Annotated in this window: 1 protein-coding gene; it reads left to right on the top strand. The window is 54.7% G+C overall.

Annotated elements, in window-relative coordinates; translation table 11 throughout:
- On the top strand, positions 1–706 hold a 706-nt coding region (locus QP503_RS08795), incomplete at both ends, for a recombinase zinc beta ribbon domain-containing protein (protein ID WP_285101630.1).

The raw sequence follows: 706 nt of genomic DNA, 5'->3' as shown, positions 1-706 counted from the left end.
CAATCACGAGCCGATTATTGCTCCGCGTATCTGGGATCAGGTGCAATACGAACTCGCCACCAGGCATGCCAACATATCCTCAGCGAAGGTCGGCTTGTTCTCCACCCGGCTCAAGTGTGCGCAGTGTGGTGCATGGTATGGGCGTAAAACGTGGGCGTCGAACACGAAATATAAGTACACAGTCTGGCAATGCAACCACAAATACACAGACGAACATCCCTGCAGCAGCGCGACGGTGAAAGACGAGCAGATCAAGGATTCTTTCGTCCAAGCGCTCAATCAACTGATCGCCCGCCAGCCACGGCAAAGCCAGCTACTGCAAATCTTTGACTCCATGTTTGATACGAGCCGTTTGGAAGAACAAGCCGCCGCCTGCCAAACAAAAATCGTGGAACTCACTGAGCAGATCGAAGCACTGATAGCGAAAAACCAGCAACGCGCGCTCGACCAAGACGCCTACCAAAACAAGTACACAGAGCTCGATACTGCCTACCGTAAGACACTCGCACGCAAAACAAGCCTAGAGGCAGATATTGCAGCGAACACCGCCAAGCATGCCGCCGTCACCACAGCCCTAGGCGATCTGGCAGGCGAACCTGTGAGCGAGTTCCGCCCCGCCCAGTGGAGCGCACTCATCGACCACGCCATCGTAGACGAGGATACGATCCGATTCGTATTTCGCACCGGTGAACAGGTGAGAATGACC

The sequence above is a fragment of the Pauljensenia sp. UMB0895 genome, assembly GCF_030218905.1.
In the GTDB taxonomy this organism is placed as follows: domain Bacteria; phylum Actinomycetota; class Actinomycetes; order Actinomycetales; family Actinomycetaceae; genus Pauljensenia; species Pauljensenia turicensis_A.
This window is presented reverse-complemented; position numbering and strand designations above follow the sequence as displayed.